29 protein-coding genes and 2 pseudogenes are annotated in these 25,717 nt (G+C 51.9%); 3 read left to right on the top strand and 28 right to left on the bottom strand.

Translation table 11 applies throughout. The features are described from left to right. Positions 1–7: 7 nt before the first annotated feature. Positions 8–133 (top strand): annotated as a pseudogene (locus OGW16_RS16275) (tail fiber assembly protein); the annotation flags it as partial. On the opposite strand, the gene OGW16_RS16270 reads toward OGW16_RS16275, so the two are convergent. From OGW16_RS16270 to OGW16_RS16165, 22 genes are all read right to left on the bottom strand, one after another. Further along, positions 105–686 carry a tail fiber assembly protein gene (locus tag OGW16_RS16270; protein WP_075847165.1) on the bottom strand — a complete coding sequence of 194 codons (582 nt, stop codon included), beginning with the start codon at positions 684–686 and terminating at the stop codon, positions 105–107. The pseudogene OGW16_RS16275 and the gene OGW16_RS16270 sit on opposite strands and share 29 nt — an antisense overlap. Continuing rightward, positions 686–3,433 carry a prophage tail fiber N-terminal domain-containing protein gene (locus tag OGW16_RS16265; RefSeq protein ID WP_080625047.1) on the bottom strand — a complete coding sequence of 916 codons (2,748 nt, stop codon included), beginning with the start codon at positions 3,431–3,433 and terminating at the stop codon, positions 686–688. The genes OGW16_RS16270 and OGW16_RS16265 overlap by 1 nt, the downstream gene beginning before the upstream one ends. A gap of 68 nt (positions 3,434–3,501) precedes the next feature. Beyond that, entirely contained in the window at positions 3,502–6,882 is a 3,381-nt protein-coding gene (gene gpJ / locus OGW16_RS16260; RefSeq protein WP_080625046.1) for a phage attachment tail tip protein J, read from the bottom strand. 71 nt (positions 6,883–6,953) lie between these two features. Further along, positions 6,954–7,631 (bottom strand): tail assembly protein, encoded by a 678-nt coding sequence (locus tag OGW16_RS16255; RefSeq protein WP_049268765.1) that lies wholly within the window; start codon positions 7,629–7,631, stop codon positions 6,954–6,956. Continuing rightward, a complete protein-coding gene (locus OGW16_RS16250) occupies positions 7,529–8,263 on the bottom strand; it encodes a C40 family peptidase (protein ID WP_075847159.1) in 735 nt (244 codons plus the stop codon). Before OGW16_RS16250 ends, OGW16_RS16255 begins: the two co-directional genes overlap by 103 nt. A gap of 11 nt (positions 8,264–8,274) precedes the next feature. Further along, the gene (locus OGW16_RS16245; RefSeq protein WP_080625044.1) at positions 8,275–8,970 is read right to left on the bottom strand and encodes a phage minor tail protein L; all 696 of its coding nucleotides are present in this window, start codon (positions 8,968–8,970) and stop codon (positions 8,275–8,277) included. 8 nt (positions 8,971–8,978) lie between these two features. Then, on the bottom strand, positions 8,979–9,311 hold the full coding sequence (locus OGW16_RS16240; protein WP_053090390.1) for a phage tail protein: 333 nt from the start codon (positions 9,309–9,311) through the stop codon (positions 8,979–8,981). Next, entirely contained in the window at positions 9,312–12,614 is a 3,303-nt protein-coding gene (locus tag OGW16_RS16235; RefSeq protein WP_286518621.1) for a phage tail tape measure protein, read from the bottom strand. Between the two features lie 250 nt (positions 12,615–12,864). Continuing rightward, positions 12,865–13,227: a phage tail protein gene (locus OGW16_RS16230; protein WP_075847155.1), complete on the bottom strand. Its 363-nt coding sequence runs from the start codon at positions 13,225–13,227 to the stop codon at positions 12,865–12,867. Positions 13,228–13,289: 62 nt separating this feature from the next. Further along, a complete protein-coding gene (locus OGW16_RS16225) occupies positions 13,290–13,772 on the bottom strand; it encodes a hypothetical protein (protein WP_003832379.1) in 483 nt (160 codons plus the stop codon). Positions 13,773–13,805: 33 nt separating this feature from the next. After that, complete coding sequence (locus tag OGW16_RS16220) at positions 13,806–14,210, bottom strand: HK97-gp10 family putative phage morphogenesis protein (protein ID WP_016152739.1); 405 nt, start codon at positions 14,208–14,210, stop codon at positions 13,806–13,808. Further along, complete coding sequence (locus OGW16_RS16215; protein WP_016152738.1) at positions 14,207–14,596, bottom strand: hypothetical protein; 390 nt, start codon at positions 14,594–14,596, stop codon at positions 14,207–14,209. Before OGW16_RS16215 ends, OGW16_RS16220 begins: the two co-directional genes overlap by 4 nt. Continuing rightward, positions 14,565–14,915, bottom strand: a complete 351-nt coding sequence (locus tag OGW16_RS16210; RefSeq protein WP_016152737.1) for a phage head closure protein — start codon at positions 14,913–14,915, stop codon at positions 14,565–14,567. The genes OGW16_RS16215 and OGW16_RS16210 overlap by 32 nt, the downstream gene beginning before the upstream one ends. After that, entirely contained in the window at positions 14,912–15,229 is a 318-nt protein-coding gene (locus OGW16_RS16205; protein ID WP_016152736.1) for a head-tail connector protein, read from the bottom strand. The genes OGW16_RS16210 and OGW16_RS16205 overlap by 4 nt, the downstream gene beginning before the upstream one ends. Next, positions 15,210–15,587 (bottom strand): hypothetical protein, encoded by a 378-nt coding sequence (locus OGW16_RS16200; RefSeq protein ID WP_016152735.1) that lies wholly within the window; start codon positions 15,585–15,587, stop codon positions 15,210–15,212. Before OGW16_RS16200 ends, OGW16_RS16205 begins: the two co-directional genes overlap by 20 nt. 97 nt (positions 15,588–15,684) lie before the next feature. Then, entirely contained in the window at positions 15,685–16,971 is a 1,287-nt protein-coding gene (locus OGW16_RS16195) for a phage major capsid protein (protein ID WP_016152734.1), read from the bottom strand. A 72-nt stretch (positions 16,972–17,043) separates the two neighbouring features. Further along, on the bottom strand, positions 17,044–17,964 hold the full coding sequence (locus OGW16_RS16190; protein WP_286518620.1) for a S49 family peptidase: 921 nt from the start codon (positions 17,962–17,964) through the stop codon (positions 17,044–17,046). 36 nt (positions 17,965–18,000) lie between these two features. Next, positions 18,001–19,260, bottom strand: coding sequence for a phage portal protein (locus OGW16_RS16185; protein WP_016152732.1), 1,260 nt, complete (start codon positions 19,258–19,260; stop codon positions 18,001–18,003). Beyond that, positions 19,260–19,439: a hypothetical protein gene (locus OGW16_RS16180; RefSeq protein WP_003832363.1), complete on the bottom strand. Its 180-nt coding sequence runs from the start codon at positions 19,437–19,439 to the stop codon at positions 19,260–19,262. The genes OGW16_RS16185 and OGW16_RS16180 overlap by 1 nt, the downstream gene beginning before the upstream one ends. Further along, on the bottom strand, positions 19,433–21,160 hold the full coding sequence (locus tag OGW16_RS16175) for a terminase large subunit (RefSeq protein ID WP_016152731.1): 1,728 nt from the start codon (positions 21,158–21,160) through the stop codon (positions 19,433–19,435). Before OGW16_RS16175 ends, OGW16_RS16180 begins: the two co-directional genes overlap by 7 nt. Then, on the bottom strand, positions 21,157–21,654 hold the full coding sequence (locus OGW16_RS16170) for a phage terminase small subunit P27 family (RefSeq protein ID WP_003832359.1): 498 nt from the start codon (positions 21,652–21,654) through the stop codon (positions 21,157–21,159). The genes OGW16_RS16175 and OGW16_RS16170 overlap by 4 nt, the downstream gene beginning before the upstream one ends. A 317-nt stretch (positions 21,655–21,971) precedes the next feature. After that, positions 21,972–22,334: an HNH endonuclease gene (locus OGW16_RS16165; RefSeq protein ID WP_080625039.1), complete on the bottom strand. Its 363-nt coding sequence runs from the start codon at positions 22,332–22,334 to the stop codon at positions 21,972–21,974. A gap of 275 nt (positions 22,335–22,609) precedes the next feature. Here OGW16_RS16165 and OGW16_RS16160 point away from each other — a divergent pair. After that, positions 22,610–23,148, top strand: a pseudogene (locus OGW16_RS16160) (cytochrome b). A gap of 372 nt (positions 23,149–23,520) precedes the next feature. On the opposite strand, the gene OGW16_RS16155 reads toward OGW16_RS16160, so the two are convergent. The 6 genes from OGW16_RS16155 to OGW16_RS16130 form a co-directional block, all read right to left on the bottom strand. Then, positions 23,521–23,694: a GnsA/GnsB family addiction module toxin gene (locus tag OGW16_RS16155; protein ID WP_001100119.1), complete on the bottom strand. Its 174-nt coding sequence runs from the start codon at positions 23,692–23,694 to the stop codon at positions 23,521–23,523. A 204-nt stretch (positions 23,695–23,898) separates the two neighbouring features. After that, positions 23,899–24,129, bottom strand: coding sequence for a hypothetical protein (locus OGW16_RS16150; protein WP_000756041.1), 231 nt, complete (start codon positions 24,127–24,129; stop codon positions 23,899–23,901). A gap of 73 nt (positions 24,130–24,202) precedes the next feature. Then, positions 24,203–24,391 carry a cold shock small protein YmcF gene (gene ymcF / locus OGW16_RS16145; RefSeq protein ID WP_057069020.1) on the bottom strand — a complete coding sequence of 63 codons (189 nt, stop codon included), beginning with the start codon at positions 24,389–24,391 and terminating at the stop codon, positions 24,203–24,205. A 10-nt stretch (positions 24,392–24,401) separates the two neighbouring features. Continuing rightward, positions 24,402–24,614 (bottom strand): cold shock protein CspG, encoded by a 213-nt coding sequence (cspG, locus tag OGW16_RS16140; RefSeq protein WP_000066494.1) that lies wholly within the window; start codon positions 24,612–24,614, stop codon positions 24,402–24,404. Between the two features lie 378 nt (positions 24,615–24,992). After that, positions 24,993–25,148, bottom strand: coding sequence for a DUF2514 family protein (locus OGW16_RS16135; protein WP_080625038.1), 156 nt, complete (start codon positions 25,146–25,148; stop codon positions 24,993–24,995). A gap of 70 nt (positions 25,149–25,218) precedes the next feature. Beyond that, positions 25,219–25,389, bottom strand: coding sequence for a hypothetical protein (locus tag OGW16_RS16130; RefSeq protein WP_167394263.1), 171 nt, complete (start codon positions 25,387–25,389; stop codon positions 25,219–25,221). Positions 25,390–25,524: 135 nt separating this feature from the next. Here OGW16_RS16130 and OGW16_RS16125 point away from each other — a divergent pair, with 135 nt between their 5' ends. After that, on the top strand, positions 25,525–25,698 hold the full coding sequence (locus OGW16_RS16125) for a YnfU family zinc-binding protein (protein WP_218116983.1): 174 nt from the start codon (positions 25,525–25,527) through the stop codon (positions 25,696–25,698). The last annotated feature ends 19 nt before the right edge of the window (positions 25,699–25,717 follow it).

Below are 25,717 nucleotides of genomic sequence, written 5' to 3'. Positions count from 1 at the left end.
CACAAAAGACGGCGATATATCAGCCAGCGAGGAAACAGAACTGGCAGCGTTGCGAAGCTATCGTACTGAGTTACGCCGCCTCGATTTGTCTTCCGCCCCTGATATTAACTGGCCTGAATATTCGGTTGAGTAGGCCATTCTGGATTTGAGGTATCTACCCGGTTAAGCAAGACACGGTATTTCTTCCACTCCAGTAAAAGTGCGGTTTCAACCTTCGTTGCCATGCCCAGATCAACAGCATCCTGTAAGGGGGCTATAGCGGATGTTGCGACCGCCAGAAGATTTATTTTTTCCTGTTCGGCCAGCATCAGAAGATGTTTATTTTCCGCATCGGTATCGTGGACCCACTGTGCTCCATCCCACTTAACAAAATGGCCTTCCGGCGCGACGGAAACAACATCGTCAGGTAACTTACCTAACTGGTCAATCGTGGTAGCTTTCCCGGTTTGAATGTCGTAGACAATTTTCCCGCGATGGTCCTCAACCAGTGACCATTTTTCTGACTTAAGATTAAATACAGCGACAAAACCGGCCTTCGCTGGCGGCGGAGAAATATTGGTACTGTAAGCAGGTAATCCGGTATTAGCAGGGATAAACCCTTCACATTTCCCAATATATTCATTTGTATCTGCACGAAGATTGTAGAGAGTAATAGTCCGATTTTCTCCGGTCATTTCAAAAGTCATCAGGCAAGCCTCACAATATAGTTAAACGCAATATTTTTGACAGTGTTTTCCGCGTTACCAGTAGCGTTAACAGTGACGGAGTGTCCGTGTGAACCAATAGCAATGGAGTGTGCATGAGCGCCAATTGCAACAGAGTGCGCATGGTTACCCGTAGTGTTTGTGACGCCAGACCAGGTTCTGGAAGCGTTAAAGTTTACAGGAACACCATAAGTAAAATTAGAACCTGTAAAACTTTTAGCCGCTGTAGAGCCACCAAGTGTAAATGTTCCACTTGCTGTATAGAAGCTACTATTATCACTTCTGAAGTAACCGAGAGTACCAGTAATTTCCATAGTACCTCTGTTGTGGTTATGGTCACCGGTAGTGTTTGAAGTCTTAGTGCCGTAATCAAACGATGATGTGGTTTTAGTTCCCAAATCCGTACTGGATGCGCTGGCTCCGTGGGTATGCGATATAACACCATCCTGTTCATATGAAAGTGCCGCACGACCGTTCGGTTTACCCTTAATCGTCTGGCCTCGCATATCCGGGATAACACCCGATGGATACGCAATCGCAAGCAATGGATAGGCTGCTTTATCGAAAGGTTGCCCCTGCATTAAAGCATACCCTTGCGGAGTTGTATCAGACGGCCAGGGAATAGGTGCGCCGACCGGAAAAGAATCATCAGGTACCCAGGGAGTCCATGCCTGCGTTGAATGCTTGCTACGTGTATAACTGCGGGATGAATTGTACACGCGGTAAATCTGTGTCACTCCGGCGCTTCTCAGTACCATCAGAGAACCTGCATTATTCTCCGGGTAATTCAGTGCCGTACTGGTATTAACATTCATATCCTGAGCATACAGCCCCGGCGTCTGGAAATTGTCCAGATTTTGGTCTGCACCAATCATCAAGACTTGCCCGTTAAAAATATCCTGTGAGGTGATGTAAATATCATCTGTAAGCGCTTTTTCGTTTACTCTGCGCGTTGAAGGCACCGCGCCAGCTGCTAAATTTATCGTTTCTACCAAACCAAGGTATGTGATAATTTCATTTATTGAGTTTTTAGCAATCAACCCACGCCCGGTCGTCGTCAGATCCGTCAACATCAACGTATTTTTACTGCTAAAAAATGGCAATTTACTTCCGGAGGTAGACAGCCCGGACAGCGACGTCAGTATTTCATTTAGCGGCTGTTTACCCGCTAACGCATTGAGCATCGTGGTTGCAAAATTAGGATCATTTCCTAATGCCTGCGCTAACTCAGCCAGCGTATCCAGAGCTTCAGGGGATGAGCCAACTAATGCAGCAACCGCAGCCTGAACGTACTCGGTATTCGCAATCTGTTTGTTACTGACACTTAATGGCGGCGTGGGGGCAGTTGGAGTCCCTGTCAGATCCGGACTGTCCAGTGGGGCCTTCTGGTTTGCCAGGTCTTTGACTTTTTTAACGGCTTTCGGTGTCGCTGCATAGGCTTCACTGTCGCTGTCGTCATCGCTGCTTAACTGCACAAGCCCTTTCTGCGTGGTGCTGGCGTCTCCTGGCTTCAGACTTTCAGCAATATCCCTCGCTTCATCACGGTATCCCTGTGAGGCTACTGCCGCGCTTTCAGCGCCAGCCATTGCGGCTTCGGCGCGCTGAGTATCATCAGCTACAGCAGCTTTCAGTTGCTCCGAAACCTTGCCTGCGGCTTTCTCCGCAGCGTCTGTCGCCGCTGTTTCAGCGGCCTCCACTGCCTCGTTCCGGGAAGTCAGCGCCTCATCTCTGGCCTGTTCTGCACGGGTGACACTCTCAGCGGCTGCATTTTTCTGTTTCTCAGCCTTTTCGGCTGACTGCAGGGCTGATGCATCACTGGAAGATGCCGATTCTGCACTGGCTGATGCCGCAGCCTCTGATTTAGCAGCCTTTTCGCTGTACTCCCTGGCATGCTGTTCACTTAGCACTGCAGCTGCCGCGCTGTTATCACCCTGTTCTGCCGCCTGCGTGGCCGTAAGGGCGCTTTCACGCGCTGAAATTTCAGATGCGGCTGCATTACCGGCATGTTCACCCGCTGTTTGTGCTGCTGCAGCAGCACTTCCGGCACTTCCTGCTGCTGACTGTGCCGAAACTCCCGCTTCCTCCTGCGCTTTCTGTACCGTATCGGCGGCGATTTTTGCCTGTCCGGCCTGCTCCGTCGCTGTCTGTGCAGACTTTGCCGCACTGTCCGCATCCGCTGCACAGGCCAGAACGTCCTGCGCGGTCTGTCGGGCATTATCATCAGCAGAGCGGGCAGACACATCAGCAGCATCTGCAGAGCGTGCTGCCTGCTTCTGTGACTCTGCTGCAGCCGTTGCAGAAAGGGCTGCCGAATCCTTACTTTGTTCCGCTGACTGTGCGGCCTGTTCGGCGCGTTCCCGATCCTTTTCTGTTGCACCGCTCAAATCCACTACACGGTTTACCATTTCTTCAAAGCGTTTCATCACCTCCGGGCGCAGATCTGCATCTTTTGGTGCATCGAGAAACGCATTCAGGGTATCCGGCGCATCAGTCGGGGCCACGTAAATGTCGCCAGCCACAGAGGGCGGAAACCCTTCCCGCATCAGTGACACACTGTAATAACCCGGTTCAGCCTCAATGCTGTAGTGGCCGTTCGCGTCTGTAACAGTGGATGAAATCACCTCCACAACAACGGTCGGGCTGGTTTTCTTCGCATTCAGCTGAATAGTGCAACCCTGTACCGGTTTCCCCGCCCCGTCTTTAAATACGCCAGAAATTTGTACTGACATATGTCATTACCTCTTGTTTTCAGCAATAAAAAAGCGCCCATTCAGGCGCTCGTTTCTGGATTCAGGTATCAGTAAATGCTGATCCCCGTGCTGTTCTTCTTCACCACCATGACCAGCAGGTTGCTGATATCAGCCCAGGCCCCGCCGCCATACCCCCTGGATGAAACCGTGAAGCTCAGCGTCACATTTCCACCTCCGGCTGGCATATCAAGAACCCTGCTGAATGATCTCGCTGTAATCGCGGGTTCTGCGTTGTATATCTCTCTGCCGTTGTGCTTCACCACAAGCCCACAGTCTGTCCATATCTCGTTGCTTGTCTCTGATTTTGCCTTTCCTCCTGCAAAGGTGATGGGGGGAATGATTATCTGCCTGTCAAAATGGTGGTCATCCTGTATCTGAACCGTGAGGGTCCCATTCGGGTAATTAGCGCTTCCGGGGAAAGCCCGCCCGACGGCTTTAACGATATCGCCGACAATATTCTCTGCCCGCATTGTCCCGTTAATGGTGCAGTTTTCCGCTATCGTCACATTATTGAGGGTGCCGGAATTCGCGCTGATATTACCGCTGATATCCGCATTACGGGCAGTCAGCCTGCCGTCAGGCGTCAGCATAAAGGTCGGCGGGTTCCCGCCACTGGTGATGCTCGGGGCCGTCAGATATTTGAGGAACACCTCGTTCATAAATATCTGGTTGCCCTGCGCCACAAACATCGGAGTTTCATTGCCGTTCGCCGGGTTGATAAACGCGATACGGTCAGCCGCCACCAGGAACTGGCTCAGCTTACCTTCTTCCGTATCCTCCATGCTCAGGCCCAGACCAGCCACATAGTGCTTCCCGTCTTCGGTCTGTTCTATCTTCACGCCCCACATGGCATTCCACTTGCCGTTCGCGTCCTGCCACTCTTCCGAAAACTGATCCAGCCGGCTGGCGTTGTCTTCTGTCAGTTCCACCTTCTCCAGCAGTTCTTTGCCGAGGTGGCTTTCGGTGATTTCCCCTTTGAAGAAGTCCAGATAGCCCGCCGCATCGTTGCTGGCCTGGCCTTTAGCCTCCACGAACGCCGATTTCCCGACCTGGTTCACGGCCCGGATATAGAAGTAATAGTCTTTACCTGGTTTGATACTCGCGTTTGCCGCAATCCAGTACAGCGCCGTGCCGAGATAACGCGCATCGCTTTCCACCTGGCGGATATCGGTTATCTGCGTATCCGTAAACCAGAATTCATACTGCACCGTGGGGTCATATACCGCCTGACGCGGGGTGGCGGTTATCTGGAAATAGCCGGGAATCAGCTCAACATAAGACGGTACAGCCGGCGCGGCGATACTGAAATCTGTGCTGGCAGGCTCACCCTGCTGGCCCTGGGTGTTCACCGCCCGCACCGTCAGGGTGTAGCGCCCCGGCGTCAGGTTGCGGAAGGTGTGCTCCGTTTCGGTCAGGGTCAGGCTGCTGGCCAGGCGGTCGCTGTTATCTTCCGCTTTCACCGTCAGGCGCAGGAAGAAGTTAACGCCTTTCACCACGCGCGGCGTGTCCCAGCGCGCCCGCGCCTGATACTGCCCGTCCTCTGCCAGAATCTCCGTGGTGAGATGCTGCACAGCGGGTGGTGTGTTCGTGATACCTGTGCCGGGCAACGGGTCAAACTTCGCACCGTTGTCCACGATGCTCTCTTTCTCCGGAACATGCTGCACGGCGGTGATGGCATACGTCCCGTCATCATTCTCCCGTATGGCCACGCAGCGAAACAGGCGCTGGCGCAGGTCCGGCAGTTTCAGCCCCCACACGCTGTACGCCGCCACGCCATCGGGTAACTGGCTGACGGTCACGCGGTCCGGGGCCGGATGTGCAGTGACCGCGACGGTAACAGGCTGGCCATCGCTGCCCACCAGGTTCAGCACCACATTGCCGCCTGGCGGTATTTCCACCTCGCGGTCCAGGGTGAGCGTACGGGACAGGCTGTCGACCGACAGAACGCGTCCGCCCACGGTCACGCCGGCATAATCACTGTCGCAGACCTCAATGATATCGCCGGGAACATGTCGCAGTCCTTCGGCCCCCACGGAAAAATCCACCGTCTGCGTTTCCAGCAATTCGGTGGTGATGGCCCACAGTCCGGCGCGGTGCGCCTGCCCCCGGCTGGTACAGGCGAACGCGTCCATCTTCAGGACGTTGCGACCGTAGCGCCGGATGGCAGCGTCGTTTTCCACCAGTTCGGTGGACGTTTCCCAGCCGTTGTTCGGGTCGGTGTAACGGACCTCGGCGGCATTATGGCGCTCTTTCAGGGCGCTGAAGCTGTAGATGAACGGCGCACCGTCAGCGGGCATCACCACATTACTCTGCGTATAGGTCCAGACTTTATCGGCGGGCCGGTCCTGTACAAAGGTCAGGGTATTGCCGTTCCAGACCGGCATGCAGCGCATCAGGGAACAGAAGTCCCCCAGCACGTCCCACGCTTTACGCTGGTCCGTCAGATACGCATTGCAGGTGATACGCGGCTCTGTCCCGCCAAAACCGTCTGGAACAAGCCGATCGCAGTACTGTGCAATGGCATACAGCGCCCACTTGTCCACATCGGCAACACCGATGCGGCTTCCCATGCCATAGCGCGGGTGGGTCAGCATATCCAGCACACACCAGGCCGGATTATCTGTCCAGGCGGGTTTAAACGTCCCGTCCCACAGCCCGGAATACGTCCGTTTTACCGGATCATAATTCGACGGCACCTGTACGATACGCCCGCGCAGGAGATAGTTTCGCGTGACCTGTTGGCTGCCAAACTGCTCCGCGTCCACTTTTACCCCGATAACGGCGGTATTCGGATAGAGTTGTTTTACATCAATGATTTCGGTATAGCCCGACCACACCGTTTTGTTCTGCAGCAGGTCTGTCGTACTGTCATCAGTGATACGTTGCATGCGGACTTCAAACGGCCGGGGCGGCAAATCATCGATCACCACAGATGCCAGAAACTGCGTGGTTGTTTTACCTGTAATGGTGATATCCCGTTCCGTTCGCCACAGCCCGTCCCGGCGAAACTGGATCAGCATCTGTACGCTGGTCGGGTTGCGGTCGCCTTTGGTACTGGTACTGACCAGAGACTGCACACCAAAGGTAAAACGCAGACGGTCCACCGTTTTAGCGGTAATGGTGCGGGTCACCGGCTCTGACTTCTTCACCTCCACACCCAGCAGGGTTTCAGCACCGGAGTCTTCGAATCCCTCCATCGCGGTCTGCTCATCCTCCCCCACGCGGTAAACCACGGTGACACCGTGAACCATCGCATTACCGTCGCTGTCGAGGACCGGCGTTTTGTTAATTCTGACACTTTTCAGCCCGTCCACCGGACCTTCAATCGGCCCCTCGCAGATGGCATCAACAACGGTCAGCATCTGGCTGGATTTCAGGTCGTCAGGAGCCTCATGCGGCGTTTTACTGCTGCCACCACCCTTACCCATAATCTGTTCCCTCTGAAACGACAAAACCGCCCGAAGGCGGTTCTGTTTTAATATAAATATGCTGCAGTAAATCAGCGACCGATGATCACCACCTGCCCGCCGCCGCCCTCATCCCGTGTGCTTATTTCCTGGGAGATCGTGCGGGAGCCGACCAGCATTTCACCGTACAACACCGGCAGGGCATTCCCCTGCGCCACCATGTTGTCCAGTGACGAAAAATAAGTGTTCTGTTTGCCGTTATCGGTCTGCCGGGACGAGGGGATTTTTGCCTGCGGCGTCAGCATCTGCGCCACACCACCCAGCATCATGGCTGCCCCCATAGAAAACAGAACTGAGGATACCGAAATACCACCGGCAGATAACGCAGCCCCCCAGGCTGCCATTGAAGCGCCTGCCGTAAAAAAGGACGCGCCTATTGCCACAGCACCCAGCACGACCTGAAACAGGCCACCGGATTTTGCCCCTGCCATACGCGGGACAATATGAATAATGGCCCCGTCCGGCAGCGGTTCATGCAGACGGGCTGACACGCTGGTTTCATCCACATCCTGACCGGCGATGCGTATCTGATACCAGCCATCATTCATTTTCTGCCGGAAGCCCGGAACCTGTATGGCCAGCGCGTAAATGGCCTCGGCCCCCGTTTTTATACTGAGGCTGAAGCGGCGGCCAAATCGTTGTAAATCCCCGTGAAGGCAGAGTCGTGCCATGCCCGGTGTCGCCATATCGAGTGTGTGCGGCGTTGCCATTTTTCAGAATACCTCTCGCGTTTACTGAGCTGGTCAGGAATATGGTGCAGCAGTTCGCCGTCGCCGCAGTAAATCGCGGCATGGTTGGCAACTGATGAACCAAAACAACAAATCAGAATGTCTCCGGGCTGTGCCTCTTCAGCATTCACCCGATAAAAACCTGTCGCCTCCAGATTATCCAGATACAGATTCTCGCCCTGCTTCCACCAGTCCTCCCCCCGCGCAAAATCCGGCATCTCAATACCCGCCAGATGGTACGCATCTCGGAACAGGGTGTAACAGTCCGTCCCCCCGTGCTCAAATGCCCGCCCGGTGAGGAATGGCATGCAGCGAAATTTGTATATCCGGTCATCGCAGACCAGCCACCACGGCAGGCCACTTTGCACCTGCAGGCGGCGATCAACATCGCTGAGAAACGGCTGGCCATCGGGATGGCTGTGTACCAGGGCCACCACATCGCCTGCCGCCTGCGCCTGAAGGTAATCTGCCGGATCCATGCGGAAATACAGAGTCGGTTCAGCGGAAAGATTCTGGCAGGGAAAATACCGCTCCCCTGCGGGCGTGTTCACCACCCAGCCACACGATTCAGCCGGCGCGCATGCTGCAGCATGCGCCAGGAGTGTTTTTTTCATGGGTGTATCCATCAGGAAAGACGGTTAATGGAGAGGAAACAGCCGATGCGCGGCAGGTTATTACGCAGCTCGCAGCCGGTACGGCATTTGCTGCAGGCATCTTTTGCCGGGTCTGCCGTGGGCTTATCAAACTCATCCGCCACAGGCGGCCCGATGTAACCACACTCATCAGAACGGTAGGTCCAGTTGCAGACATCAGCCAGCATGATCCGCGCCGGAAACACGCTGCCGTCCGTTTCGGTCGGAGTGGCCAGCACGAAGGTCGCCGTGGTGGCTTTCAGCTCCGACAGTTGTTCAATCACCCAGCGGCTGACCACTTCCTGTTCCGGATCAGCCTCCGGATTGCCGCCTGTAAAGTTCACCGCATCGAGAAAACGGGCGTATACCACGCGCCTTACCACCGTGGCCCCGACGAGGCTCTGCACATCCTCCGCGAGTCCCGTGACCATGCCAAACAGGTTCGACACCGCCAGCGTCGGTCGGGAAGACGTCCCTTTCCCTACCAGATCAAATCCGGTTCCCTGTATCGGGTAAACGTCATACTTCCTGCCCTGCCAGGTGACCGGCTCTCCCTTCTCGTTTAGTTCATTTGAAAAGTAGTAACGCTGGCCACCAAAGGCCGTCAGGTCGATTACCCACAAGTCAATGCGGGCAGACTGCTCGGTTTTCGTGGTTTCGTTGAGGGTGTTCTGAGGAATATCCTGCATAAGGATCCTTAAGCAATAACCTGCTCAAATTTACAGCTGAAATCAGAATACGTGACGTTGTCCGTAACAGACCATTCCCGGCAGACAACTTTAATCGTGCGGTTGTATTTTGGCGGTCGCCACAGAAAGGCTTTATATCCCCCGTGCTCGACCAGAAACGCTTCAAGTGCGGTGCGGGAATTGTCCGACGTTGTCCGGAAAACAGGCTGGAAGTTAATTAACTGATGGTTGAGTCCGGTCGGGCGACGTTGCTCATAGCCATCCCCAAATTTTATGGTTGTCACTGAAGGGGAAACAGAAGACGGCATCCCCTCCCTGGGTGCCCAATGAAAGGTTTTCACTTATCCTCCCGCCAGCATGCCGCCATCGCGGCCCTGAGTTCTCAGGATGCTCATGACGCGCGTATCGATCATTCTGACCAGCATCTGCGATGCCTGCGGCCCTATCTCCCCGTTTTGTCCGTCATTCTGGATGGCAATGTGATACACAGGTGAATAAGTAATCCACCCATTCATACCACCACCAGAGGAACCCGGGTCACCCAGCGCCCTGACGCCCAGCGTACCGTCAGGCGTTTTAGCAAGGGGCATAATGGCTTCCGGACCAGCTTCACCAAACACACCTGCCCCCTTTGCAAAAACAAACAGGGTCGGGCTGTCATAGATGCCGTTACTGTAGGCACTTAATGAAGGTGAGTCATAAACACCGCCCTTCGCATTAAAACTAAAACTGCTGCCAAAACTGCTGATGGCCGTGCCGGTACTCGCGGTGGCTGCACCACCCAAAAGACTGCCGCCGATACCCATAATGGATTTCAGAATGGTGTTAGTAATCAGCGCCTGCGCTGCCATATCGACAAGGTTTTTAATCACCGACTGTGTCAGGGAGGAAAATAACCCAATCATCCCGTCCCGGAGTGTCTGTGTACCGTTCAGCATCCCGGTCAGCATGTTGGAGGTTCGCTCCTGGGTGGTTTCCATCAGGCCAATGGCGAGGCTGTTCAGGTTTCCCTGCGACTTATAAAGCTCCACCGCCGTCTGGTACTGCGCATCAGCGGAATCCTTGTCAGCCTTTTGCTTCAGCAGTTCGTACTGTTCTTTATTGATAACATCGTTCTGATAAAAAGCCTGCAGCAAAGACTGACGCTCGGCCAGTTGATTGCGCAGTTCTGCCAGCGGATCAACCGTGCCGGCGATATCAATCAGAGGGGCAGACATTGCCGCTGCCTGTGCCTGTAACAGTTCGCGGGCTGTACTTTGTGCCAGCGTGATTCTGGCCGTCTGGTATTCCTTTTCATCCAGAAGACGGGCATCCAGGAGCGACTTCAGCTCCTGGCTCGCTTCGCGCTCTTTCGTCAGAGAGGCTCTGGCCGGCGTATACTGTTCTGCCAGTTCGAGGCGCTGTTTCTGATAATTTTCAGCATTCAGTAGCAACGTCTTCTGAATATCAGCCTCGCTGGCCCCGTCAGCGCGGGCGGCTTCAAGGAGTTTTCTGGCGCTTTCCTGCTCCTGCAGGTTGATTCGTACGAGACTTGAGGCATGCGCCGCTTCGATTTCACGCCGCAGTTGCTCATACTGGTTAACCTTCGCCTTTTGCCCCTTCCCTGTATCCCCGCCTTCCCCGGTCCAGGGGGTATCGGGTTTATCGCTCCCTGTTTCATTCCCTGGTTTATCCGGCTTCGGCGAGGGATCGGTTTTCCCTGATTTAGCCTGCTCTATGGCCTCTTTGACAATTTTTTGCCGTTCCTTGAGGAGTTTTAACCCTTGTTCAACGGCATCCAGATCCCCTTTGTAGCGGGTTTTATCGTTCTTTACGCCTTTAAGCTGTCCGAACGGGTCGAAGCCGCTCAATCCATCGATACGGCTGTCCGCATCCTGAATTTCCTTAATCAGTTTATTTCGCTGAATAACCTGATTCTCAAACTGTTCATCAATATCCAGCTGTTTCACGTTGAGCTGGTTAAGCGACAGTTTTTTTAGTTCTTCATTCGTTTCAACGACAGCATTTTTCAGGTCAATCGCTGACTGACGGGCATTCTTCGCCTGATTATGGAAATAGAGCAACGCCGAACCTGCCAGCATCGCCGCTCCCACCGGACCGCCAACAAGTGCCAGCGCCCCTCTTGCCATACCTACTGCTGCAGAGGCTGCGCGGGCTGAAACGGAAAGCTGTTTATTGGCAGCATTCAGCTGGCTCTTTGCCTGGGTGGAGAGCAGTGTCTGCTCGGTTTCCTGCCGGATTAAGCGGTTAAACTCACTCTGATAACTGACGTTAAGGCCAAATTGTCTGGCACTTTTCTCCATTTCCCGATAACGCCCGAATTCTGCGTTATTCTGTGCCAGCGTGGCGGCGGTACTTTCCAGCGTTTTTCGCGCCATATCGGCCTGCGCCATCGCGCTGGCCCTGACTGCCTGCTGCTGCTCCACCCAGGCACCGATGTTGCCCCTGATACCTGCCGTCAGTTTTGTCGCCAGAACAGGAATCAGCGTATACAGCGCAACGTTGGCGACCGTATTAAAATTATCCGTCAGGCCATTAATGGCATCGGTAACGGTCTGAACACCACTGCGCAGCGGGCCGTTTCCGCTCTGTCCCACCTTAATAATCAGACCTTCAAAAGCCGAAGTCAGGCTGAGAAGATCGCCGTTGAGGTTATTTACCCTGATTTCGGCCTGCTCATGTGCGGTCTGTGTACCGGTCAGGGCGGCGGTCAGCGACTCCACCTTCTCGCGGTTCTGCACCAGGATGGATGCCGCGCTGAGGTTTTCCACCCCGAACAGCTTCACGGCCTGCTTTGTTGACTGGTTTTTCCCGGCCAGGTTCTCCAGTGCCTGACTCAGCCCGACAACAGAAGGCTTCAGGGTTTTATCGGTTCCCTTCTCCAGATTCAGGATCACGTTACGCAGCGCGGTTCCGGCCTCGCCGCCTTTAACCTCACGCTCCGCCAGTACCTGTATGGCGGCATTGAGGGTTTCAAAACCTACGCCAGCCTGTGCCGCTGCCACCCCGCCATTTTTAATAGCAGCAGCAGTATCGGCTATCTCCGACGAACCAAATTTCGCGCCGGCAGCCAGCACATTGATATACCGGTCGGCTTCACTGGCTCCCGCCCCAAACTGGTTTAACGACAGCGCCAGCGTTCGGGTGGCATCCGGAAGCGTGGTCCCTGCCGCCTGGGCCAGCGTTAACGCGCTTTTGGTCGCCGCCGTCAGACCCGCAGAGGTACTCAGCAGTTCAGGCTTTGCCGAAGCCATCAGCTTAATGGCCTCGGCAGCCTGCGATGCGCTGTATTCCGTTGTGCGGCCCATTTCCTGCGCTGCCTGATCGTACAGTTTCATCTGCGCACTGGTGGCACCGGTGATGGCCTGCAAATCCGACAGGGACTGGCTGTACTGCCGCGTAGTGTTAATAATGGTGCCCAGCGATAAACCCGCCCCGGCAAAACCTGCCAGCCTGCCAGCCAGCCCTGATACCGAAGCAGAAACACGCTTATAGGCATCCTCCGTCTTTTTCGCATCAGCCTGGGCATTGCGGTTAAACTGGCGTGACTGACTCTCAGCGCTGCCGTAGGCGCTCATCAGCTGCGATTTAAAGTTCGCTGCATTCAGATGCAGCCCAACGGCAAGAGAGGCAACGTCACCCATTACATTAATACCTTCATAACTGCCGCACACTGCGCATCCAGACTCGGATTCACGGCGGCGGTGGGGGATTTAACAGGGGGCGGATTACTGTCAGGCTCTTCCCGGCAAGGCTTTTTGAAAATGCCCTGTTTGAGGAAGAAAGCTCGCCAGTGGAAAAGCGTGTCAGCCGGAAGCGCCGCAATTTTTGACGGGTCAGGCTCGCCCCAGCGGTCGGCCAGCCAGAAAATCAGCTCCAGCCAGGGCGAGTCACTCAGTTTTTTTCGGCGGTTTCCAGCTTACCGATGGCGTGCTTTTTCACTTTGTCGATGGCATCCAGAAGCACAACGTTATCGTGTGCCGCCAGCAGCTCCTTCGCCGTGGGTTTGTCTTTGGCTTTAATCGGCGAGCCGTCAGGCTGAACCAGGCTGTCGATAACAATCTGTACGCTCAGCTCAGACGCCAGGCGGGCATTGCCAGAGGTCTGCGCCTCGATGAGTGCATCTTCATGATCAATAAGCTCAGCCGCCGTCAGCCGACGCAGGTAAACCTTTGTGCCTAAAATTTCAGTTTCAGTAGGCGTGGATTTCGTTTTGAGCAGTGCATTTTTCAGTGCGGAGAGGCTAAATTCAGACATGGTGTATCCTGTTTTTCAGACGAAAAAAAACCGCCCGGAGGCGGTGTATATCGGGAAACAGATTACGCTCCGGCATCTGGTGCCGGCGCGGCGATCCCCCATTTAATGTTGTTTTGCTTACCCTGCACCGTAATCTGGATAACTTCACTGGCAGGCGCTGTGATTTCGTTCATCTGCCAGCCTGAAAGCGCAAGGATCATTGAAGCCGTTCTTTTGTTCGGCAGCTCAATATAAAACTGAACGGTCTTACGCTGTTCTGCAGCATTGAGGAACGCGGTGAAATCTTCGTTTTCCGGGTCGTCAATGAATCCCAGCGATTTCTCCGGCCCTTCCGGCAGGTCTGACACCGACTGCTTACTCTTGTCCAGCAGGGTGGTACAGTCGACAAATCCTCCCGTCTGACCTGTCGCGCCCAGTGCCTTACAGTTAATCAGGGGTTTGAGCGCCGCCACAGCGGCCCCCACCTCGCCGAACTTCACCACCGTCCCGGCAGGAAGCATTGCGTACTCAGGGGATGATTTTGGCGTGTTATTTTCATCAGCCATAATGATTCTCTCTTAAATAGTGGGCAGCGGTTGCTACCTGTTCTGAATACCATTGCGGATTTCAACGGTCAGAATGCGCAGAACCTGCCGGACGTTGTAATCCAGTGCCGGACGGATGAATGGATCGGCAACCTGTTTCACCGTACCGAACTCTTGGGCCAGCGCTTTCATGTAATGCTTCTTGCTGGGGCCAACCCGAAGGGTGACCACCGTATTTCCGCGACCTTTCCGCGTGGATGAGCGAATTTTGATGGAATCACGCATATGCTGCTCTGCAGAGGATGCATCGTCGAAGCCGGCATGTTGTTTCATGTCGTCTTCAACCACTTTCAGCGCCTCACGCCCCGCGTCACGTAACACCTTCGTGCCGACCTTTTCACCGAGTGCGATAAGCTGCCGCTCCAGCTCGTCCAGCCCTTTTACGTCCATAGTGATCATGGTGAGGCATCCCGGTAGTGAAAGGTGAAATCCCGGACGAGCCGGTACTGAATATTGCCGCTGGTCAGTACCGATTTACTCTGCTGTATTCCACCCCGGACCACATTCTGCACGGGAAAGCCCTCCAGCTGGCCATGCACGATAGCGGTCCATTCCGCGCTGATTTTCTTATCCAGCTGTAACAGGCGGGTGTAGTCATTAAGCAGATAAATCGCTATCTGGAAGCGACCCGCAATCAGGCCTGTGCGCAACAGTCCGGCGTACAGCTCCGGATCGGAGATACACTGGTAAGTAATTCCCTCCTGCAGCTCATCAGGCAGGAGCAGAGGGTAAACATCCAGCCCGGTCAGGCGTTCAAGTGCTGCCTTTAATGCCAGCTCGATCATGACGTGCGTCTGCCTCCCCTGTGATGATGATGCGGTCCGCAAGACGTTCGACGTTACGAACGGTATAAACCCGGTCAGACGTCGTTATTTTCCAGTCGATATCAATATTCAGGTTCGGATGAGTGGTAAAAAGACACGTTTCAACAACCTGTTGTTGATCCAGTGTGCGGATCTTTCTGCCCGAGACCAGCTCGCGCTTCGCCCAGGCTTTCCCGGTCGTGACCAGTTGCTCCGGCAGCTGTTCACCCAGCGGTCCCCGACCGGATTGCATATACCCAATCGAAAGACGGCAGGTCATCTCTTCCGGCTTCAGGCTCATACGGTGTTCTCCTGCAACGGGAAAAGAAGATGCCGGACCGGAGCCGTCTCCAGCCACTGACCGGTGAAACCATTCAGATACGCATCCCCGACCAGATACTGCATGGCCAGCTGGATATCTTCATCCGCCACAAAACCGCGTACACCTTCCGGCAGCGCCTGCAGTTCGTCGTCGCTTCCCACCAGTTTGCAGTAGTAGTCACGTTCAATACTCTTCTGCGCAGCCGCCACCATTTTAGTGAGCATGCCGTCATGCTCCGTGAAATCCGGCTCCAGACGGAGCTGGGTTTTCACGTCATCCAATGTCAGTATCATGGTCATCGGCTCCCTTGCGGGGACTCAGCGCCTTTTCCGCATCTTCTGGCCATACCGCAATATGGCGTTCAACCAGTTTTTCTGCGTACTCAGTATCAAAACAGGCCGTATCACCGCGTGAATAACGATGATAGGGTCCCAGGAAAAAAACCGCTTTCCGCATCACTTCTGCTCCCGTCAGGACCGTGGCCCCGTTTGTTTCACTTCCGGTCAGATCAACACCTGTATCACCTGAACCCGCTGCAGTATTCTGACCGTCATCCCCGTCCACTGTATTTTCCGGCGTCAGTTCATCCGGCTTTTTCACATCCCCGGCTGCAACCGCCGCTGCCGCTGCTTTTGCCGCTTTCGTCGTCATCGTTTTGCTCCTGAAAAGAAAAAACCCGCTGCTGCGGGCTTGGGGAATTACGTGCTTTTACGCTGTGCGACCGTGGTCGCACAGAGTGCAGGACCGGTTAAAACAGCACTTTTGTCCCGAGAACAAGACCTTCCGGATGACGGAAGCCGATATCGTGCTCCGTCACCACGCGAATCAACGACTGGTTACGGGAGAACGCGGAAACCAGATTTCCGTCCCCGTCCTGGTAGGAGGCTTCCTGCGAAAACGACACCTTCATGTTGCCGTCTTCACCGATAACCACGTCATTAAAGTCAGCGAAGTAAATTTCCGACTCTTTGCCAGCGTCACCGAGGTTTGCCGGGATAGCGCTGGTACGCTGAATCTGAAATCCCTTCAGCATCCCCTGGGCCATTTCCGGGTAGACCTTATTACCGTTACCGTCGCGCAGCCCGAACAGTTTCATGTAGGTACGGTTCGACATGCCCCAGCCGCAGCTGATCATGTTGCTGTTCCCGTCCATCGCCATCAGGATGATGCTGTCGAGATAGGTATCAATCGTCTGCAGATTAACCTCTGCAGCAGCTTCCCACGGCAGCAGGCGGTTCCACTCAGTTGCTCGCGTTTTCATACCGACAGGCGTATCACCGGTACCGTCATCGCGCATAAAGGCTTTATCTTCACGAACAGAGATCGCGGTCAGAATATCCTGCAGGACCAGCTGCTCCACGTTGTAGCCAGCACGACCAATCAGCTGGTTTGAGATTGGAACCATTGCAATCATGGTTTTCGCAGTGAGTTTCACATCATCGAAGCGCGCTTCTGATGTTTTCGCATCCTTGCCTTCCCCGGTGTAGCTCGCCGTCGCACCACCTGCCAGACGCGGCAGCGCCATGTTGCCGTTCGGCAGCGGAATGGAGCGCGCGCCCAGCTTACGAACGATGGTGCGATCGCGCAGCAGTTCGATCACCTCGCTGTGCAGGTTTTGCGGAATAAGAACACCGCCTGACGCGGCGGCAGTGTTGATGGCCATCGAGACAGACTGGTCATTCAGTTCTTCAGCTGCAAATTTAGCAGCATCCTGAACGTTACCCTGTGCTGCCGCAATCGACATCACCAGACGGGTCATGCCTGCGCCGGTATATTGCTTTGGCTCAGCCTTAATGCTGATACCTGGAGTCTGCTGTGTGCCTTTAACCGGTTTGGCGACAAGCGCTGCAGCACGTTCAGCCGCTTCCAGACGCTCAATCTTGGCGCTGATATCCGTGAACTGCTGCTGCAGGCTGGCAAATTCGGTTAACTGCTCCGCAGTCAGCGTACCGCCACCAGTTTCTACTGCCGCCAGTACCTGAACCTTCTGATTAATACCCGCACGTTCACGACGCAATTCTTCAATATGATCCATGTTTTTCTCTCTTTTTGGCATAAAAAAAGCAGCCTGTTGGCTGCTTTCTGGTAATGACGCGTTAGCGCCGGGTTACATTCTGGTTTGCAGGTCCATCGCGGCTGCCTGCAACTTTATGGAAGTGGTTTGTTGAGGTTGTTTGTACTTTGCCGCAATGGCATTAATCGCGGACTGAGGATCCGAAACTTCATCAGCAAGACCAGCAGAAATGGCATCAGCGCCGAAATAGATTCCGGCCTGTGTGTTAATCACCGTCTGAGGGGCAAGTTTCCGGTATTCCGCTACAGAGGTAATAAACGTCTCGTACATATCGTCAATCATCCTCTGGAACATTCCCCGAGCGTCTTCACTCAGTGGCTCATGTTGTGTACCGTTATTTTTGTTATCTCCCCGAAAAATCGTGGTGAATGTTAACCCCATTTGCTCTTCCATCCTGGAAGTATCCAGGTGTTCCATGATCACTCCAATCGAGCCGACTCCACTGGTCTGGCTGACTACAATTTTGCTGCAGGCCGAAGCGATAAAGTAAGCCGCAGAATAGGCGCTGTAGTTCACAATTGCAGTAATAGGCTTAGTTTGACGTGACTGGAAAATATAATCGGCCAGTTCCTTGCATCCAACCGCCGCACCACCACCAGAATTTATATCCAGCACAATTTCACTGATGGAAGGGTCATTTAATGCAGCATGCACCTGGCTACGTATGCGCTCATAGCTGGTAAGTTCCGAACACATTGCAGTAATTTGCCCACGACGTGGAACCAGAATGCCGTGAACAGGAATAACAGCCATTCCACCAGCTGGTTGAACCAAATCTGGCGCCTGATTGTTATCAGGATTCTGTGTCATGTGAATTCCAGCCTCTTCTGATAATCTCTGAATACGGGGAACCAGCACAGCTTTTACAGAATCCATTGTCTGTCGTGTCACGTAATGTGGAACACCAAAGACCATAGCCGCCAGATGCGGCAGATTAATTAAATTTTTTGTCATGATGTTTACCAGGTCAGCCCGCACTGCGGGTGATATTCAGTTTCTGGACAGAATAGAGTTGATTTCTGCCAGTTGTTTTGCTGTTGGCGTGTTATCGCCAGGTAAGATTTGTTTACTGTCGACCATATTCAGAGGCGTCAGGTATTTGTCCCCTCCGGCGATGGGTGGAAGGTTCTCCATGCGGCGAATGTCGTTAACCGATAACCAGCCCCACTGGCGGCCTAATGCATAAGATTCATAGCGTGACTTCTGATCACCGCGCAGCAGGCCAGAAACATTGAATTCAATGTACAGATCACTGCGCTCGCTGGGTAAAAGCAGATCGCGCATTAATGCGCCTTCATGGCGCTTCAGCCAGGCCAACAGCGTGTACATCACAAACTGCAGCCCCTGGTGCTCAATGTTGTTATTCGTGGCTTTCGCCAGCATCTGCACCATATGGGGCGGGATTTTATAGAGCCGGCACACTTCCTCCACGCCCCATTGACGGGACTGTAACAGCTGCGCTTTCTCATTATCCTGAGATAGCTGTTTGTAGCTCATCCCTTCCTGAAGCAATGCAACAGAGAATGCGTTCCTGACGCCGGAATATCTGTCCGTCCACTTTGCCAGCAGGCGGTCGATAGCATCCTGGCTTTTGATCGTCGGAGCGTCTTTTGGACGTTCAATAACGCCGCTCATCGTTGTACCACGGCGAAAGACCTGAGAAGCATGCTCTTCCACGGCGAGGTTTAGCCCAAGAACATCCGCGTTCGTCTGGATTGGGGAACTGCCGATATAGCCATCCAGTGAGAAGACCTTCACATGATGCATCATGCGCATTGGCAACGTTTCGCCAATTTCGGGTAGTTCATAATATGGCATCCCATCCGGGCCTTTCAGGACAATGACCTTTTGGGGATTAACCGGGATTAATTCGCGGGGATAACCTTTCCCGTCCCTGTCGATGATCGAGTAGCAATTTCCCTCCAGGCCAAGCAGGCCCTGCTGCTGTTCAAAGTATTCAAATGAAGTGTCTTTTTTGTTGGGCTCGGAATGAATCAGATCATATACAGGGTGGTCAGTCGCCCGTTCACGGCCTCCGTTAGCGCCTCGCCTGTAAAGTTCACACGGCAGCTGCGCCACCGATTCTGCCAGAAGCGTTACACATGCCCGGACCGCCGATAACGCCATTGCGGTTTCAGAAGTGATAACGATCCCCGCCTTGCTCTGGCTGGAACTCACACCACCCAGCATCGCCTGCCAGAAACTACCACCAGACTGAGATTTACCCCGAAACATCTGGGGAATGAACATTATTCACCCCCTGATTTAATTACGCTGGCAGACATTGATTTCGCGATTAAAAATGACCACAGCAGGCAGATTGAACCGCCAGTAATAAGCCCGGCTGCAGGTGAAATAAGCCAGGCACCGGCAGACAGTAACGCGGCTCCGGCGAGGCCGATAAAAAAACTTAAAAACGTCATTAGCATGCTACATCTTCCTCGTCGTAAACGGATGAATTACTCGCCCGGCTATTCAACATTGCCCGTCCGATTGCCATAATTAGCGAAACCGCGCCATCGATTTTGTTTTCGTTATGCTCTTTGATGGGTTTAACCACATCGTCATTACCGGGCAAATACTTCCCGACGACGTTGCTGATACACCAGCTCATAATCGGGTTCCCGTCGTGATGAAAGCGGCCTGACTCAATGGCGGCTTCCAGCTCCTTCGTCGGATCAGACATATTGGTGTAGTTCTGAACAATAGTGATCGGATTAAGGCTTTCATCAGCCAGATCATGTGAAAGCCCCGTCGCGCCGAACGGGTCAATCGGTGACTCACTGACTGGGTTGAGCTTGTTTGCCGCCTTGGCCTCTTCAAGGATGTAGCGGTAATCAACTTCAGCGCCATCAGTAACTGTAAGCAGTCCCATTTCAACCCATTTCTGAAATCGCTCCGCAGTACGACGATCTTCGTTCTTTTCAACGCTGAATACTGCGTCGTAGGGAACCCAGAAGCGGGGAGCAACGCTGTAGTAATGTGTCTTGCCGTCAATTTCCCTGGTGAACAACCGCGCCATACTGTTCATATCCAGCTTGCGCGCCAGGTCGAAAGACAGAACACATGGCTGTCCTTCGAATTGCTCCAGCGTAAGTGTCTTATCCTCACAGTTCTGCCAGGAAACCAGGTTGTAGAAAGCAGCACGGGCTGCAACCCAGATGTTGAGGTGTTTAGTTTTAAATACACCAGCCTGACGGGCGTTATTAATAGCTCTCTGTTGCTGGCTGAGGAGAAAGTCACGATAGACCGACACGCCCATATTCGGGTTAGCTTTTTCCAGCACTTTAGGATCGGTCCAGTCATCCCCCTCGTCGACGGTGTATATCACGCCGAACAATTCCTCATTCGGTACTGTGCCATTCAGCATCTCAATCACTTCACGCCGTTTGTCGTAGCATGGACCCTCAATGTTGTAACCCGCCGTCGTGATCGCCCACATTAGTGGTTGTCGCCGCGCCCCCATACCCGTCAGCATAGTGGTGTAGAGCGAATCTGTGGGATGTTCGTGATACTCGTCAACAATCGCACAGTGCGGTGAAGCGCCGTCCCCAGGGTTACCAATCAGCGGCTCAAAACGCGCGCCATCTTCTGGCCGGCTCAGGTTGGACGCATTAACTTCAATCCCGAACGCTTCCACCAGCAGCGGGGTGCGCTTACACATCAGACGAGCTGGTCTGAATACTTCCCACGCCTGTTTTTCAGTTGTGGCCCCGGAATATACTTCAGCGCCAAACTCGTTATCACAGGTAAAACAGTACAGCGCCACACCTGCCGAAATAGCTGATTTCCCATTTTTACGCGGTATCTCCGTGTAAACCTCGCGAAATCGTCGAAGCTTCGACCCTTTCTGGACCCAGCCAAAGGCGCAGCACACAATAAACAGTTGCCATGCCTCCAGAGTGATCGGCATCCGCTTGAATGCCCACTCTCCTTTTGTATGTGGCAACAACTGGATAAATTTCGCGGCCTTTTCTGCCATGTCTTTATCGAAGCGGTAACGAAATTTCTTACTCTTTTCAGCCGCCATGTCATCGATATGACGCTGGCAGGCCTGAATGACAAACTGGCACGCCGGAATTTTCCCCCGCACAACGTTGCGGGCGTATTGATTCGCGGCGTTTACGTTGGGGTACGATTTCCGGCTCATGAGTTGATCATCTTCAGGAATGGGTTAGAGGTTTTCTTCTGTCCGGCAAGGCCGATTAGGCGTTGTCGACTGCTGGGATCAAGGCCAAGCATGGAGCCGGTAGAGCTCATCTCCGATTCCTGCTCTTTCTTTGCGGTTAGCTCAGGGTTTTTTATCTTCCCCCCCATAGCACCAGTGATAGTCAGCCCTTCTCTGGCGATATTTTTAACCGCCCTGCGCCAGAACTCATATGCAACACACCAGCGCTCAAGTACGGCAAGATCGGTAACACACAGTAATCCCTGTCCACATAATTCTTTCGTGGTCAGTTCCCACATGACGGCCGCCATTGGCAGACCATCATCCTCAGAAAACCAGTCAGGTGGTGCCACACCTTTAATCGGTGTGAATACAGGTTCCTCTTTATTCAGGGCTCGTTTGCCGGGGTTCCCTGCCAGCTCCTTGCGCGCCGTTGGCTTGGGGCGACGCCCGGAACGCCCCGCCGTTCCAGCCATAAGCGACACTCCTGGTTAAATTTCATTTTTCGCGGGTATAAAAATACGAGGAAGCGGGCAGTCCTGAAAGGCGAAAGGGGTCAGGGATTTGATCCCCCCTCCCCCTGGCCTGTGTGGGCATCAATCAAGATGGAAATCATCATTCAGGTTGCACCGACAAGCGCTGCTCGCATTGTGCGGACAGGCATTAGAGTTATGCCCTGACTGCCCACAATAGCTGCAGCGCAGGTTGGCGCGGCGGGATGAACCACCCCATGTTTTGGGACAGTTCGCGTATGTATGAAGCCGTGAACCGCAGTACGTGCAATAGGTATAACTCATCGGATACGCTCTCTTGCCGTCTTCGCTCTGTGGCATTCCCAGCACAACGACTCAAGATTGGAATCGTCATCAGTACCGCCATGAGCTTTTGGGATGATGTGGTCAACGCTTGCCGCTTTCTTCGCTATCCTCTGTCGGCGATGGTTCTGACACAGGTATTTATCACGCTGAAGGATACGCGCTCGTTTAATTTCCCAGAGTCGCCCGTATCCACGTTCTTGCCTGCTCTTTCCTGACTGATAACTCCGCCAGCCGTCACCAGCATGCTGCTGTCGGTGTTGGTCACAATATCCGCTGACATCATTGGTGATTGCCGCACACCCTTTGTGTCGGCATGGGCGTTTAGCACGTGCTGGCATCGGCATAGTCCTGTTTGTTGGATACAAATTGTGTAATAGGCGGAAAGTAAAAATGAACCAGTAGCTGATTAAAAGTTCTCATAAATAGCGAGAATCTGCGCGGTTCTTGCCCCGTGACATCACGGATTATCAGAAAGAAATAAAAATAATAATTATTATCAAAATATTCTAGTAAGATCGCTGGAATAACAAATCCTTAATCTCTCAACAAAAATAAGGATTTGTTAAGCTTCATGATTTATGGTCGATGTAACACACCGTTTGAGGCAAGAATAATGGTCAAATTCTCAAAACTTCAGATTCGCTTACACTGGCTAACCCTGATATTAATAGCGATAACCTATGCAGCTATGGAGCTTCGTGGCTGGTTTCCCAAAGGCAGCAACACCTACCTTCTCATGAAAGAAACACATTACAATGTTGGGGTGTTTGTCTGGTTTTTAATGATAATGCGATTAATTATTAAACAAAAGTATCATGATCCAGCTATCACTCCCCCCCACCAGCCTGGCAGATGATGGCTGCTAAAATAATGCATATCCTGCTGTACATTTCTTTTTTGGCTCTACCATTATTAGGTATTGCAATTATGGCTTACGGTGGAAAGGACTGGAGTTTCTTAGGTTTTAACGTTGCATCGTTCGTTACTCCTGACGGGGAAACAAAATCACTTATCAAAGATACTCACGAAACACTGGCAAACATCGGATATTTTTTAATCGCAGCGCATGCTGGTGCAGCGTTATTCCATCACTACGTCCAGAAAGATAACACTCTTTTGAGGATGATCCCTGATTGTAACGATAAGAAATAAATACAAATTTTAATGTTTAACATTACAGCAGGCACTCAGTGAATGTCTGCTGTAATGCCTGCTCAGTCAAGTTGAAGCACACCGTGTTCTTTTGAATCAGAGAATGCAACCAACCCAGTGTATTCGGGGATAGTGTTCCGTCATCAGCATCAAATGCTGAAATGGTTGCGTGAAGAATCAAAAATGCTCCAAATCCCGCGCCGCTGCTGCCCCTCGATGGTCAGAATCGTCAAGGAGGACCCGTTAAAAGGTAAGCAGAAAATCTATGGTTAGAAGTGAAGGCTTTGACAACGTTCTAAATTTTATGACAGAAATAAAAAAGCATTACCTTTCAAGATAATGCTTTTTCACTCGAACTGAGTCTTATAACAATTAGATTAATGTGATTTTAATATCATAGCTTTCAAGCCCAGTCATTTTTTCACGAGCATTAAACTGGATATCGGAAACTTCTTTTCCTGTCTTTTTTTTGAGTTCAATAATTTTTTTTGTGATGAATTCAGAAATATCCGCTTCAGTTTTTCTTTTTAAATCTTCGACGTTCATTGTTTACCTCTCTTGATCTCTAACGTATCAACGCCAAGCATGCTACATTCCCCGTAGAGCACTTGTATAAGCGCTGATATGTTTAAAAGATAGAATAGAAAGACTCAATTATCAATAGTTTGCAGTACAATCTTCATGTAAAGGAGCTCGCGACCACACAAACCACTGTACTAAAATCCGGGTCGGTCACGAAACAACCAGATCTCATTTCAAAAGCTTCGATGCTGCCTCGAGGATCTCTTCTGAACTGACATCACGATCAGAGGCTACATAAACTATTTTATGGTCTCCTGTCAGAGATGGAAATCCCGCTGACATCACGGGTAGGTGTGCTTTTTCCCCATTGGGAAACTCGCGCATTATCGTAGTAATACCTTTCATTACGGTTACAACAACTGCAGGTTCTGCATTAAAAAAAACGATGACTTTTTTCATAATTTTACCGTGATGTCTCTTACAGAGATTGTCGGTTCAGCATACAAAAAAGGCTCCATAAGGAGCCTGAAATTTATTTTCTGAATTCTAAAGAAGACTGACCAGAACGAATGTACAGTGCAATATTATCAAATGTAATCATTGTTGATTTGCAAAAAATACATTTTGCTCCGAAAGGATTTTTTTCAGTAACATCAAAGTTTGACGTTCGGTACTGAGATCCGTGGCAACACGGACATCTGAAGTGAATATTATTAGTAATAACAGTTACCTTATACAGCCACGACATTAACTGCCGTGGGGCCTTTAGGTCCCTGTTCAACACTAAATTCAACTTCCTGATTCTCATTCAGCGTCTTGAAATCATTACTCTGGATAGCAGAGAAGTGAACAAACACATCTTTACTGCCATCTTTTGGAGTGATAAAACCAAAACCTTTTTCAGGATTAAACCATTTAACTAAACCAGTCATTTTATTAGACATAAACATTACCTTTATTGAGTAAGCCCTTGGGCAGAATGGTCCGAAAAAAATTATCAGAGAGAAAAGCTAACAAGGAAATCTCAACAGGAACAAGGAATAAAATTATTACAGCGACTGCTTCAGATAAATTCGTTACAAACCAGACATTCATTAACGCATGATTAACCAAACATAGCAAGGTTTAGTTTTGTAAGTAAATCTCAGTGGGTTTTGACCATAAAAATTAATTTAAATAGCTTAAATCGAAAATTATGTCATGCTGCGTAAGACCTTTATCTATCACCCTAAGTTGTCAGGGATTTTGACTCAAGGAAGAGTCGTATTTCTTTCATAGTAAAAATATACAAATTTATCCACGAAAACCGTCAACATCTTAATTTATAGATCTATTATTTTTTCTCTACGATTCATTGTTAGTATTTTTACGGACTCATAAATCCGCTCACATGTCATTCCTGCCCGGTAGTTTTCATCAGCGCGCTCAGCATTGTATCGAGCTTCTTCTGCCAGGCTTCCTGGCATGTCTACGAGCATTGCAGTGTCATGACGGATGGAAAGTTTTGTTGATTCGTTAGTTATCGAGCTGTAGAACGCTATGCTCTAGCTACTCGGAATAGGCAATCAGCCCGGTGTACTCAGGGATAACCTTGCCATCATCCGCTTCGAACTCAGGGATTGTTCCGGTAGTGATGGTGTATTGTGGCTGGCCATCTTCTTTTGCGAAGGCCGCCAGGTCTTCAATCTGCTTAGCTGTAAGAACTACTGTATTGCTCATTCCTCAGTTGTTAAAAAGCCCCGCTACTGCGAGGCTTGATTGATTATCGCTAACGATTACATCGTAACGGTTATAAAAGAAGCTATTAGCCAACATGTGGTGTATGGTTGTTAACCGCCCACCAGGACAATCAACATGTCGATACTCAAAGATATCAAGATGCGTACTTTACGCCATGTGAAAAGTACTTGTCCTCATTGCTCCCGCCAGTCAATGCACAGTCTGTCGAGAATAAAAAACAATATAACGTTAATTTGCCCCTTCTGTGGAAACATCTATCTTCCATCTGAAAGCAAACCAATAAAGTAACTGATTGAATACCAAATAA

This window comes from Citrobacter sp. Ce104, from assembly GCF_030334595.1.
GTDB classification, from domain to species: domain Bacteria; phylum Pseudomonadota; class Gammaproteobacteria; order Enterobacterales; family Enterobacteriaceae; genus Citrobacter; species Citrobacter europaeus.
The sequence above is the reverse complement of the archived record's forward strand: the minus strand, read 5'-3'. Positions and strand labels throughout refer to the sequence as shown.